10 protein-coding genes are annotated in these 13,352 nt (G+C 54.9%); 9 read left to right on the top strand and 1 reads right to left on the bottom strand.

Annotated features, from left to right (window positions below):
* Window positions 1-77: 77 nt before the first annotated feature.
* The 9 genes from PRIO_RS15010 (at window position 78) to PRIO_RS15050 (ending at window position 11,458) form a co-directional block, all read left to right on the top strand.
* Entirely contained in the window at window positions 78-1,517 is a 1,440-nt protein-coding gene (locus PRIO_RS15010; RefSeq protein WP_046503232.1) for an SWIM zinc finger family protein, read from the top strand.
* A 48-nt stretch (window positions 1,518-1,565) separates the two neighbouring features.
* Window positions 1,566-3,419 carry a HEAT repeat domain-containing protein gene (locus PRIO_RS15015; protein WP_020433984.1) on the top strand — a complete coding sequence of 618 codons (1,854 nt, stop codon included), beginning with the start codon at window positions 1,566-1,568 and terminating at the stop codon, window positions 3,417-3,419.
* A 39-nt stretch (window positions 3,420-3,458) separates the two neighbouring features.
* The gene (locus PRIO_RS15020; protein ID WP_046503234.1) at window positions 3,459-4,562 is read left to right on the top strand and encodes an AAA family ATPase; all 1,104 of its coding nucleotides are present in this window, start codon (window positions 3,459-3,461) and stop codon (window positions 4,560-4,562) included.
* Entirely contained in the window at window positions 4,559-6,907 is a 2,349-nt protein-coding gene (locus PRIO_RS15025) for a DUF5682 family protein (protein WP_020433982.1), read from the top strand. Before PRIO_RS15020 ends, PRIO_RS15025 begins: the two co-directional genes overlap by 4 nt.
* Complete coding sequence (locus PRIO_RS15030; RefSeq protein ID WP_046503238.1) at window positions 6,908-8,119, top strand: VWA domain-containing protein; 1,212 nt, start codon at window positions 6,908-6,910, stop codon at window positions 8,117-8,119.
* Between the two features lie 128 nt (window positions 8,120-8,247).
* Complete coding sequence (asd, locus tag PRIO_RS15035; RefSeq protein ID WP_082118103.1) at window positions 8,248-9,333, top strand: aspartate-semialdehyde dehydrogenase; 1,086 nt, start codon at window positions 8,248-8,250, stop codon at window positions 9,331-9,333.
* Between the two features lie 100 nt (window positions 9,334-9,433).
* Window positions 9,434-9,652 carry a DUF3934 family protein gene (locus PRIO_RS15040; RefSeq protein ID WP_046506930.1) on the top strand — a complete coding sequence of 73 codons (219 nt, stop codon included), beginning with the start codon at window positions 9,434-9,436 and terminating at the stop codon, window positions 9,650-9,652.
* 108 nt (window positions 9,653-9,760) lie between these two features.
* Window positions 9,761-10,465, top strand: a complete 705-nt coding sequence (locus PRIO_RS15045) for a pseudouridine synthase (RefSeq protein ID WP_020433978.1) — start codon at window positions 9,761-9,763, stop codon at window positions 10,463-10,465.
* Between the two features lie 33 nt (window positions 10,466-10,498).
* Window positions 10,499-11,458: a hypothetical protein gene (locus PRIO_RS15050; RefSeq protein WP_020433977.1), complete on the top strand. Its 960-nt coding sequence runs from the start codon at window positions 10,499-10,501 to the stop codon at window positions 11,456-11,458.
* Between the two features lie 61 nt (window positions 11,459-11,519).
* On the opposite strand, the gene PRIO_RS15055 is transcribed toward PRIO_RS15050, so the two are convergent.
* Window positions 11,520-13,337: an ABC transporter ATP-binding protein gene (locus tag PRIO_RS15055; protein ID WP_020433976.1), complete on the bottom strand. Its 1,818-nt coding sequence runs from the start codon at window positions 13,335-13,337 to the stop codon at window positions 11,520-11,522.
* Window positions 13,338-13,352: the final 15 nt, after the last annotated feature.

A 13,352-nucleotide genomic window follows, 5' to 3' on the forward strand; every position in this document is an offset into this window, starting at 1 on the left:
ATGTGATCTTATCCCCGGATTTGGGTAATGAGAGGCATGTGCGCTTTTCACCTAATATAGTCGGGAGGAAACCTAGTTTGCCTGAACTTACAACATCCTATGTAGATTCGCTCGCACCCAACGCAGCCGCCATTAAGAACGGCCAGGGCCTGGTGCGCAAGAAGAGCTTCATCCGGCTGCATACCTCCGAGAATGGAGAACTGCTCTTTGGACAATGCGCCGGGAGCGGGAAAACCCCTTACGAGTGCTCCGTAGATTTTATTTCGCCGGATAATCCGGTGTTCCGCTGCACCTGCCCCAGCCGGCAATTTCCCTGCAAGCACACATTAGGCCTGCTCTATGCCTACGTGGAAGGACAGGCTTTCACTCCTGCGCCTGTCCCCGAGGATATTTCCTCCAAACGCGAAAAAGCGGAAAAACGGGAAGAGAATAAAGCCAAGCAAGCTGCCGGAGGCGCAGAAAGCAAGCCCAAGAAGGTCAACAAATCTGCCCTGAAGAAAAAAATAAACGCACAGCTTGAAGGTCTTGACCTCCTGGAAAAGCTGGTGCTGTCTCTGATCCGCGGCGGCTTGTCCACCATCGACAGCAAAACGCTCAAAACCGTTCAAGAGCATGTAAAGCAGATGGGCAACTACTATTTATCGGGAGCGCAGACACAGCTTCGCCGCTTCGCCCTGCTTCTGGGCAAGGGAGAAAACCGGGAAGAGAGTTATACATATGCCATGGAGCAGTTGACAAGGCTTCATGCTTTTATCAAGAAAGCCCGGGTCTATTTGACCACAAGAGCTGAGGACCCCGAGCTTGCCCTCGATCATGAATCCACCATCGACGAATGGCTGGGGCATGCCTGGCAGCTGTCTGAGCTGAAAGAGTATGGTCTGGTCAAAGAATCTGTTGAACTTCTGCAGCTGGCATTCTATAGCTACGATGATCCCGCCCGTCAGGAGCTCGTGGATCTTGGCTATTGGCTGGAGACGGCAAGCGGTGCGATTCACCGGACTGTCAACTATCGTCCTTATAAGGCTGCGAAGCTGATGCGGGAGGAAGACAGCTTTTTTGATCTGGCGCGGATTCCGCTTCTGTACACCTACCCCGGCGATATGAATGTCCGGGTACGGTATGAAGAAATGACATCAAGGGCTGTCGAAGCTAAAGACCTGGAGCGGGTTGCGGCAAGTGCAAACCGTTCATATGCAGAAGCGCTCAAGAAGGTCAAAAATCAGTTAAAAAATCCGCTCAGCGATAAAACGCCAGTCATGCTGCTGCATGCGGCCAGCCTGGGAGTGACGGGGAGCGGCCAGTATGTGCTCACTGATGATGCCGGAGTCCAACTGGTGCTGGACGACATTCCTTCGCTGCCCCAGGGGACGCTTGAACTGCTGCCGTTCCTGCCTGCTTCTGCAATGAAGAACTGCTGCGTGCTGGTGATGTTCGAGCATCTTCTGGATCAGGGGCGGCTGGTTGCCCAGCCATTGACCATTATCCAAGACGGAGCCATTACCCGGCTTCTGTACTAGCATGCACCTACGTATACGTTCTTATATATTCCTATAGGGGGACAGCCCATGAGTACAGCATTATTGCAAGAGCTACATCAAGAAGTCAGAAGACTATATATCGCCGGCAGTGAACTGGCTGCCGGAGATTTCCGCCTGAAACGGCTGCTTCCGCAGTTTCAGCAGCTCGGTGAGCGGGCGGCAGTCTTCAAACGGCTCGGAGAGGGCATCACCTCTCTGGTGGAACCGGGTGCAGGTGACGGAGCACCTGCAGCAGTGCGGCTGCAGGAGCTGACGCTGCTGTTGGAATCGGTGCTGTATACCCAAGGGGTCAGCACACCTGATGAAGCTCCCGGTGAGCTTCGCAGCCGAAACTTTACTCTCGACACCAAGCTCCCGTACAGGAAGCTGGCCGCAGTGCGGCAGGCCTTGACCACAACAGGCAGCGGCAGGTATGAGGTTGTAATTGAAGCCTTTAAGGAAGGCGTGTTTCAGGACCTGCGCCTGCTTCCGCTGGCTATTGCAGCCTTGAATGATCCCTATTCGGAGATTGCCGAGTTTGCCATGAACAATATTCTTCCTGCATATGGTCCTGCCATCACCGGATACTTGATTGAAAGCCTTAATCTGACGGGCGGCAAAAGCGAAGTCCGCAAGCTGAAGGTCATCGCCAAGGCAGGCGGAACGGAAGCGCTGGAAAAGATCTTCAAGGCGGCTGAAGACGGCAGCGACGATATCCGGGCTGCGGCAATTGAATGTCTTGGGGGCCATGACGCTTACCTCCAGGACCTGCTGGAGTGGAGCAAAGACAAGAAAAAAGTCATCCGTGAGGCGGCGTATAAAGCGCTGGCGACAGGCGGATCATCACAGGGCGAGGACCGGCTGTATGAAGCGTTTGCAGGGAAGAAGGACCGGGAGCTGGCGGCGGATGCTCTGGCGCATTGTTCTTCCGCTCCGCTCGTGGAGAGGCTGTCCGCTCTATATATGCAGGAGCTGCGTGAATTACCGGAGAAAAATGAGGACAAGAAAAAGGCGGAACAACTGTGGAACAATATCCGGCCGTTTACGACTGTGTTATACGGGCAGCAGAATCCGCAGCTGGATGAGCTGTATAGCTATGTGATAGCGGATCATGGGCGCTTTGCGTCCCTGGGCCTCGTAAACGTTATTGATGAAGCGGCGCGTTACAAAGTAAGGGCGGCTACGGAATCGGCTTATGAGGAGCTGCGGAAGCTGGAACAACTCGAATCCCGCTTTTTTCCTTACGTTTTCCGGGCAGCCCAACAGCTGATGTCACCGGAGGAGCTGTACAAGCAATTTGGCGGCACGCTGATTAACAAGCTGAAGGCTGTCGTCACCAGGGATTCTGCGCAGCGCAATAAAATGCTTATGGATACGATCAAAGGGCAGGTTATGCAAGCGGAGGAAATATGGTATGACGCGGATTGGGACCCGCAGAGGGAGCGGCAGTACCGTGAAACGGGGATGCTTGCTCCTGACAAAATTGCGGCGGCTTGGGACCCGCACTGGCTGGATTTGTTCATTCACAGGGATGAACTGGAGCTGGTATGCGCTTTTGCTCGTCCGGATCACGCGGAAGCCCGCCGCTATCTGCTGAACAAGCTGGATGAGCGGAAGGAATCGCAGCACAAGCAGCGGAATCATGATTTTCTACCTGACATATTTACGGGGCTCGCCCGGTCAGGAATGCCGGACCCTGAACTGCATGAACTGCTGATATCCATGCTGGAAAATGGAAAGAGCTATCTTCCCTACAGATTTGATTATAATCTGTTCCAGCAAATGCTGCGTTTTCCGGCTAGCTACAGCGGCCGGCTGGAAGCAGTTATTCCAAATCAAAGATATTACGAGAGCCGGGCTCAGCTGGAATATGTGGTCCATCAGCTTAAGAGTCAGGCATAACTATAAATGAAGAGTGATTTGAGCAAAGGAGAGGTGTCCATGACAACGGAACAAGAACAGCTTAAGGATTATATGCGGCTGCCGGCAGAGGTATTGTACCGGGAGGAGCTGGAGGCGCTGCGCAAGGAGGACAAAGGCAATATCCCGGCTGGCTGGCAGATGTCTCCGCGTGCGGTGCTGACTTTTATCGCAGGCGGCAAGGCCGGCAAAAAGGTCATAACGCCCAAATACATCGGCAACACGCGCCTGATCGAAATGGCGGTCGCCACACTGGTCACGGACCGGGCGCTGCTGCTGATCGGCGAGCCGGGTACGGCCAAATCCTGGCTGTCGGAGAATCTGGCGGCGGCCATCTACGGCAACTCGGGACTTGTAGTGCAGGGCACTGCCGGAACCAGTGAAGAGCATGTGCGCTATTCATGGAATTATGCCATGCTCCTGGCGAATGGTCCTACCCCGGAAGCGCTGGTCAAAAGCCCCATCATGCGGGCCATGGAGGACGGCGGAATTGCCCGGTTTGAAGAGATTTCGCGCTGCGCCTCTGAAGTGCAGGATGCGCTGATCTCCATTCTTTCCGAGAAGACCATCTCTGTGCCGGAGCTTGGCAAGGAGGCAGGGGCGCGCAAGGGCTTCTCCATCATTGCCACCGCCAACACCAGAGACCGCGGAGTCAACGAAATGTCGGCTGCACTGAAGCGTCGCTTCAATATTATTGTGCTGCCTGCGCCTGCGGATATCGAAACCGAGCTGTCCATCGTGAAGAAGCGGGTCGCAGAGATTGCATCGTCCTATAATCTGGGGGCAGCCGTTCCGGCGGATGAGGCGCTGCTTAAGGTTGTGACGATCTTCCGCGAGCTGCGCAGCGGGATGACGCTGGACAAGAAGGAGAAGGTGAAGACTCCCGCAGGGGTCATCTCCACCGCCGAGGCTATCTCGCTGCTGACGAACAGCATGGCGCTTGCCGCCAGCTTCGGGGACGGCGAGCTGACGGACCGCGACCTTGCCGCCGGGCTTCAAGGGGCAGTTGTCAAGGATGATGACAAAGACAAGCTGGTCTGGAAGGAATATCTGGATAATGTGATGAAGAAAAAAGGAGCGGAATGGCGCGGTCTCTACCAGGCCTGTAAGGAGATGAACGAGTGAAAGCGACTGCTGAAGCCGGGGTACATATTTTCGGAGTGCGGCACCTGTCTCCGGGCGGCGCGAAGCATCTGCTGGAATACCTGAATGAGCTTCAGCCGACGGCGGTGCTGATCGAAGGCCCGAGCGATGCCACGGATGAAATCCGCCATTTGACGCATCGCTCTACGAAACCTCCGGTAGCCATATTGGCTTTCACGGAGGATTTGCCGGTACGTACAGCCCTGTGGCCGTTAGCGGTCTATTCACCGGAATATCAAGGTATGAAATGGGCCAGGGACAACGGGGCGGAGGCGGCGTTTATTGATCTTCCTTCCTCGGTAACCTTAAGCCTGCAGGATGCTGTGCGGCGGGATGGCATTTCCGGGCGGGAAGAAGTGAAGCCTGAAGCAGATGAGGCGGGCAGGCTTTTCACAGAAGAAGTTAAGGAACAGGAATCAGTGTACAGCCGGATTGCCCGGCTTGCCGGCGAGCATGACTATGATATGTATTGGGAACGCAATTACGAGCATAATGCGAATGCCGGAGCGTACCGCGCGGCCATTCTTTCGTTCTCCGCCGAAATGCGCCTGCTCTCCGAGAGCAGAGAGCAGCAAGAGCAGCCGAAGGAGCATGCGTATAATGCACTGCGCGAAGCCTATATGCGGCGGCAGATCCGGGAGACCATCGCAGCCGGACATGCGCCGGACAAAATTGTGGTCATCTGCGGAGCGTACCATGCCTCTGCACTTGCCGATCTATCTGATGTTCTGAACGACAAGGAGCTGGAAGGTCTGCCTTCACGCAGCACCAAGCTGACGCTGATGCCGTATTCCTACTACAAGCTCTCCACTATGTCAGGCTACGGAGCAGGGAATGAAGCTCCGCAGTACTTTGAGATGATGTGGGAGACGATGGCGGCCGGACGGCCGGAGGAGCTGGCACATCTCTATCTGTCTACGGTGGCAGGCCATCTGCGCAGCAGCGGGACACACCGCTCTACCGCCGAGGTGATTGAGGCGGTGCGGCTGGCAGAGTCGCTGGCTGCGCTGCACGGCGGAAGCGCGCCTACTCTGCGCGATTTGCGGGACGCCGCGCAGACGCTGCTGGGCCACGGCGAGCTGTCTGTGATCGCCGACGCCCTGGCGAGGGTGGATGTGGGGACGGCCATCGGCCATCTGGCCGATGGCGTCAGCCAGACCCCCATCCAGGACGATCTGAACCGGCTGCTCAAGCGCTATAAGCTGGAGAAGTATAAATCGACGGTAGCCACTGAGCTGCCGCTCGATCTTCGCGAGAACCGCAGAGTGTCCAGCGAGGAAGCCGCCTATCTGGACCTGAACCGGTCGATGTTGTTCCACAGGCTGAAGCTGCTGGGCATTACTTTTGCCAAAAACAGGCCCAGCGGGCAAGACGCGGCGACCTGGGCGGAATACTGGATCATCCAGTGGTCGCCGGAGGTGGAAATCCAGGTCGTCGAATCTACCTTGCTCGGGGAGACGATTGAAGTAGCCGCAGCATATATGCTGCGTGAGAAGCTGCAGGCCTGCCGTTCCATCGCTGAGGCCTCGGTGCTTATCCGGATCGCCTGCGAGTGCGGAATGACGGCGCAGATGGAGGAAGCCAGCCGGGTGCTGCAGGGGCTGGCTGTCGACAGCCGCGATGTAGTCGGCATTGCCGCTGCTGCCCGTGAGCTGGCAACCATCATCGGCTTTGGTGACATCCGCAGGGTGGACACCTTGCCGCTCACGCCGCTGCTGGAGGAGCTGTTCCGGCGCGGCTGCCTGTTCCTGCCGGATGCCAGCGGCTGTAATGACGAGGCCGCCGGCCAGATGATTGTGGCGATGAACGAGCTGAACGCCATCTCGCTGGACCACAGCGAAACGGTGGATGAAGCGCTGTGGCTGCAGGAATTGCTGCATCTGTCAGAGCGGGATGACCGCAACCCGCGGCTGTCCGGCTTCGCCTGTGCCATTCTGATGGAGCGTGGAGCGGTATCTGCTGAAGAGGTTGCGTCCGAAGTCTCGCGCCGCTTGTCTCCCGGCATCCCGGCGGATCTCGGGGCGGGCTGGTTTGAAGGCCTGTCGATGCGCAACCGGTATGGGCTGCTGTCCAGAATGAGCCTCTGGGAGCAGCTTAACGATTATATCAATGCGCTGGAGGATGATGAGTTCAAGCGGGCGCTGGTATTTCTCCGCCGGGCGTTCGGTACCTTCTCGCCAAGGGAGAAAACGATGATCTCCGAGCTGCTCGGGGAGCTGTGGGGTGTGGATACGGAGCAGGCAGCAGAGATTCTTACCGGAGAACTGAAGGAGGAGGAAGTCAAGATGCTGGACGATTTGAATGATTTTGACTTCGGGGATTTGTAGATGAGAAACGACAACAAGCAAGAGAGCACAGTGACCCGTTGGCGGCTGATTCTGGGCCAGGAAGCCGAAGCCTCGCTTGCAGGCTATGGCGAAGGCGGACAGCTCCGTCTGACCGAAGAGGAAATGATCATGGATTCAGCGCTTGCCGCCATCTATGATGAGACAGGCGGAGGAAGCAGCTCCGGCAATTCTCAAAGCGGCAGGGGCAAAGGGGCAGGGACCGGCCATGCCGCCGTGCATCTCTCCAAATGGCTTGGCGATGTGCGCAGCTATTTCCCGGAGGATGTGGTATCGATTATCCAGAGCGATGCCATGGAACGCCGGGGCTGGAAGCAGCTGCTGTTCGAGCCGGAGCTGCTGGCGGCGGTGAAGCCGGATATCCAGCTGGTAGGCACGCTTCTGTCACTGAAGGGCAAAATCCCGGAGAAGACCAAAGACACCGCAAGAATGCTGGTTAAGGCGCTGGTGGATGACCTGGTCAAGCTGCTGGAGACCGATATCCGCCGCGCCGTTACCGGGGCGCTGAACAAGCGGCAGCATTCTCCGCTGCCCTCGCTCAGCGGGCTGGACTGGAAGCTGACCATCCAGCGGAATCTCAAGCATTATAACCAGGAGCGGCGGTTGATTATTCCTGAGCGGTTTTATTATTTTGACCGGGCGCGCCGCAGCAAGGAATGGACCGTGATTGTCGATATCGACCAGAGCGGATCGATGGCCAGCTCGATCATCTGGGCTTCGGTCATCGGGTCCATCTTCGCCAGCATTCCGGCGCTGAATACCCGTGTGGTGGTTTTTGATACGGAAGTCGTGGACTTGACTGAGCAGTGTGCGAATGATCCGGTAGATATGCTCTTCGGTATTCAACTGGGCGGGGGAACGGATATCCACAAATCGGTGAAATACTGCGAGCAGTTCATTGAAGAACCGAAGAAGACGCTGTTTATTATCGTTTCAGATCTGTATGAGAACGGCAATCAAGCCGGGCTGGTCCGGCGGATGCGCGGGCTGCGCGAATCGGGTGTCCGCACGATGACGCTGCTGGCGCTGTCAGATGAAGGCAAACCCTCCTATGATGAACGGCTGGCCGGGCAGCTGACCCGTGACGGTACACCCTGCTTCGCCTGCACGCCGGCCCTGCTGCCCGCACTTGTAGAAGGGGCGCTTAAGGGCCAGGATCTCGGCGAGCTGGCCAAACGTCTCGGGGCTTCCTGACAGCCGATATTTTTTTCCAAATGCCTCTACTTTACAATCACATATTGTGTAAGCTGCATATATCATTTATAATCGGTTATTAAAAAGCACCTATCGATGGGCGCTGCTTGAAAGGAAATGAAATGCTTATGTCAAGTAAGTTGAGAGCGGGTATCGTCGGGGGTACCGGTATGGTGGGCCAGCGTTTTATTGCACTGCTTGAGAATCATCCATGGTTTCAGGTGACGGCTATTGCTGCAAGTGCAAACTCGGCAGGCAAAACTTATGAAGAATCGGTCAAAAACAGATGGAAGCTGTCCACTCCAATGCCTGAATCCGTCAAAAGCATCATGGTTCAGGATGCCTCCAAGGTGGAGGAAGTGGCTAAGGATGTCGATCTGATTTTCTGTGCCGTTGATATGAAAAAGGAAGAAATTAAGGCGCTGGAAGAAGCCTATGCGCGTACAGGAACTCCAGTCATTTCCAATAACTCCGCACACCGCTGGACGCCGGATGTTCCTATGGTGATCCCTGAGATCAACCCGGAGCATCTGGAAGTGATCGCCCAGCAGCGTAAACGTCTGGGTACGGAAACCGGCTTTATCGCCGTGAAGCCCAACTGCTCGATTCAGAGCTACATGCCTACACTGCATGCGCTTCAGGACTTCAAGCCTTCGAAGGTTGTAGTTACAACCTACCAGGCGATTTCCGGGGCAGGCAAGACGTTTGCCGATTGGCCGGAAATGGTCGATAACGTTATCCCTTATATTGGCGGCGAAGAAGAGAAGAGCGAGCAGGAGCCGCTGCGGATCTGGGGCAATGTGACGGATGAAGGCATTGTAAAAAGCGAGCAGCCTGTCATTACGACCCAATGTATCCGTGTGCCGGTTGCTGACGGCCACATGGCCGCCGTGTTCGCCTCATTTGAGCAGAAGCCGTCCAAGGAAGAGATTCTGGAACGCTGGAACAGCTTTCAGGGCCGCCCGCAGGCGCTCGGCCTGCCAAGCGCGCCTAAGCAGTTCATTACCTATTTCGCAGAGGAAAACCGTCCGCAGACGCAGCTCGACCGCGACATCGAGAACGGCATGGGCATTTCGGCCGGCAGACTCCGCGAGGATTCGCTGTACGACTATAAATTTGTGAGCCTGTCCCACAATACGGTAAGAGGCGCCGCCGGTGGTGCGGTGCTGATCGCCGAGCTACTCAAAGCCGAAGGATATATCCAGCCGAAATAATTCCGTATAAATATTGGGCTAAGCAACAGCCTGCCGGAGCTTCTCCGGCAGGCTGTTGGCGTGAACCTGACATATTGTGCATGAAATGGTAAGATAGATGATGGCAAGCCGAAAATTAAATACCGGGTGGAGTGATAGAGTGGCAAAAAGTAAAGGCGGCGGCACAGGCAGAGGCACAGGGAGCAAAGGCTGGACCCGCTGGAACAAAACGGCTAAGCCTGTAAAGGCGGCCAAAGGAAGACCTGCCGGGGGACCTGGCGGCAAAAGCGCGACCGCGGCAAAGGGCGGCAGTGCACGACAAACCGGGAGCAGCAAGTAAACCGGCCCGTTGCTCATAGATTATCATCCAATGGCATCTGATTTGGACCTGTAGGGAGAACACGCGCCAATCAGATGTTGTTCAATAAGCAAGAGAGCGGAGCCTGTCATGAGAATCAACAAGTACATAAGCGAGAGCGGGCTTTATCCGCGCCGGGAGACCGACAGATTAATTGCTGCCGGGCGGATTACGATCAACGGGCAGCCTTGTACAAAAGGTGCGCAAGTGGAGCCGGGGGACCTTGTAGCTGTCGATGGAGAGCCGGTCACAACGGTCACAAAAAAGCTGGTATACCTGGCACTTAACAAGCCTGCAGGCATTACCTGCACCTCCTCGCGTGAGGTAGAAGGCAATATTATTGATTTTGTGGGATACCCGTCCCGGATTTTTGCGGTGGGCAGGCTCGATAAATATTCGGAAGGCCTGATCCTTCTCACCAATGACGGCTCCATCGTGAACCGGATGATGCGTGCAGAGAACGGGCATGAGAAGGAATATTCGGTTGCCGTAGACAAACCTGTGACGGATGAGTTTTTGCACAGAATGGCTGCCGGTGTGGATATCCTGGGCACCCGGACGCTGCCATGCGAGACAGGCAGGCTCAGCGAAACTGAATTTCGGATTGTGCTCAAGCAAGGGTTGAATCTGCAAATCCGCCGGATGTGCAAGGAGCTGGGTTACCGGGTGCTCCGGCTGGAGCGGATCAGGATTATGAATATTGTACTGAGCGGGCTGGAGAGAGGGCAGTGGAGGCATCTGGAGCAGGCCGAACTGGCGGGACTTTTTGCATTGTTAAACCATTCTGAAGATTAGTATATATAGAAATGTTGGAGGAGGACTACGCATATGCGGATTGTCAGTATTTTGGTCATTTTATTGGTTCTTGCCGGTTGTTCATCAAATGGAGGTACAGGGGATTCCGGCAATACAAACTCGAACGAAGCTACTGCGGCTGCTGAATTGGCATCCCCCTCGCCGCTGGCCTCACCGGCTGTAACGCCGCTTCCCTCTCCGGAAGGTTCTGCTGCGGCAGCTTCCCGGATTGAGGATCAATATAAGGGGTTTGTTCACAAAGACTCTTTTGCGCTTAAGAATGACAACTACGAGATTTACTACTGGAACAGCGGTGAATTCAACTACACGCAGTTTGTGGTTGCCAAGAACGGTGAGATCCTTTTTGACAGTAAAAAGAAGGGATTGGTTTTTGAAGGAGGGTACAGCTTTGATGAAGCCAAGAAGGTTTGGGCAGAAGCGCTCCTGCAAAATGACCGGCCGACGCTGCTGTTCAGCCTGGCGGACAACCGGCCGGAGTCGGCGTGTATTGTTCTTGAGGAAATAAGCGGAGTGCTGCAGGTTACTGTACATGATAATGTTCTGCTGAAATATGAGGATGCCGATCAGGACGGCAAGCCGGAGCTGTTAGCCAGCCCTTATTCCGGCCAGATGCCGCTGGGTCCTGCTTTATTTGCGGTTTATGAACTCAAGGATAACCAATATGTCCCGGACACCGCCAGAACACTGCAATATTATAAAGACCAACTGCCGCTGAAGGAACAGAATTATAAGTCAGCTCCCACAGAAAATAATTTTGAGGCATTAATCGATGTTTATCTGCTCCTGGACCGGCTGGATGAAGCTCAGGCGAAATTCCCCGAGTTCTATAAGTGGGCGGGACAAACGGCCGGAGACGGCGGATTTGTGGACACCTACAGCCAGCTAATCCAAAATGGTTCATACGAACCGGTTAACGGATGGATGGATAAACTCAAACCGCTGGAACACGGCCTTACCCATATGCCTAAGTAAAAGAAAATCCGTATTGTGCCGATCCTGATTGGCGCAATACGGGTTTTTTTTGCCTTTCTTTTTAAGTCAACACCTTGGGCTCGTACTGCTTGTCGTATAAATCCCTGTATACCCCATGCTGTTCAAGAAGCGACTGATGCGTCCCTGCCTCGACAATGGTCCCGGCCTGCACGACGAGAATCTGGTCCGCCGCCATGATGGTGGAGAGACGATGGGCGATCACGATGCTTGTCTTGCCCTGCAGCAGGGTATGCATAGCTTGCTGGATATAATATTCCGAGGCGGTATCGAGGGAAGAGGTAGCTTCATCCATGATGATGACCGGCGGATTCTTCAGCAGTACACGGGCGATGGAGATCCGCTGCTTCTCGCCACCGGACAGCTTGACGCCCCGGTTGCCCACCACGGTGTCGTACCCCTCAGGCAGACTCATAATAAAATCATGGATATATGCAGCCTGGCAGACGGCAATGATCCGGTCTTCGCTGGCTCCGGGGTCTGCGTATATCAGATTCTCCCGGATCGTCCCGTTGAACAGATAAGTGTCCTGCGTCACCAGGCCGATCTGTGCACGAAGAGATTCCAGTGTGAAGTCCCGGATATTACTGCCCCCAATTGTAATGGCCCCCGAATCCGTTTCATAGAGGCGCGGGATGAGATTGGTAATGGTTGTTTTGCCCGCTCCGCTGGGGCCGACCAGTGCGGTGAGGGTACCGGCAGCGGCAGTGAATGAGATTCCGTGCAGCGCTGTTTTATCCGCCTGATAGGCAAAAGAAACCTCATGAAACGTGATATCTCTGCCCGCAGCGCTGATGAACCGGGCTTCCGGCTTATCGACAATCAGCGGCTTCATATCGAAATAATCAAAAATCCGTTCAAACAGCGCTGCTGAGCGCTTGATCTCTACATACAGGTTGGTCATCTGCATCACAGGACCGTACAGTCTGCCCAGCAGGGCGACAAAGGCAACGATGGCCCCAATAGACAGCTCCCCATGGATGAACAGATACCCGCCATACAAGTAAATCAGAAGCGGACCGATACTGGTAAACGTGGACAGAACCATCATGAACCAGCGGCCGGCCATCGATTGCCGGATTTGCAGGCTGGTGGCCTCCGAGTTGACTGTCTGGAATTTGGTGTACTCCGCAGATTCTTTTGTGAACAGCTTCATCAACAGATACCCGCTGATGCTGAGCGTTTCCTGGATGATCTGATTTTGTTCGGAGATCTTCTCCTGGGTCTGCTTGGCCAGCTTCCAGCTGAGATTGCCCATCTTGCGTGTAGGGACTACGAACAAAGGAATCACAAAGATCCCCAGCAGAGCCAGCTTCCAGTTCATAATGAACAACGTTACTGCCGTGGAGACCAGAATGAACAGATTACTGGCAAAATTGACCACGGTGCTGCTGAATACACCCTGGACTCCCGAAATATCGCTGGTCATCCGCGTGATCACTTCACCCTGCTGGACCCCGGAGTAGAATTGCAGCTGCATCTTTTGCAGGTGGCGGTACATCTGATTTTTCATATCGTAGACAATGTGCAGCGAGATAAAAGAATTCAAATAATTCTGCAGCACGCCCAGCAATCCGGATACGACCGTTGTTCCCAGTGAAGCAAGCACAAGCAGAACAAGCAACCGGAAATTTTTATCCGGCAGAGCCTGGTCGATAATCTGCTGAATGAACAAGGGCGGCAGCAGGCCGAGGACAGCAGATACAATCAGCACCGCCATCACGAGCAGCGTCTGCTTCCAGTAAGGAAAGAAATATCCGGCTATGCGCAGCAAAAGCGCTTTGCTCAGATTCGTTTTTTTGTCGTCGTCGTCGAATTTCAAGCGGCCATGGCCGCCGTTCGTTCCAAAACCTCGGGACATCCTATCACCGGCTTC

It is taken from the genome of Paenibacillus riograndensis SBR5 (genome assembly GCF_000981585.1).
Lineage (GTDB): Bacteria > Bacillota > Bacilli > Paenibacillales > Paenibacillaceae > Paenibacillus_AQ > Paenibacillus_AQ riograndensis.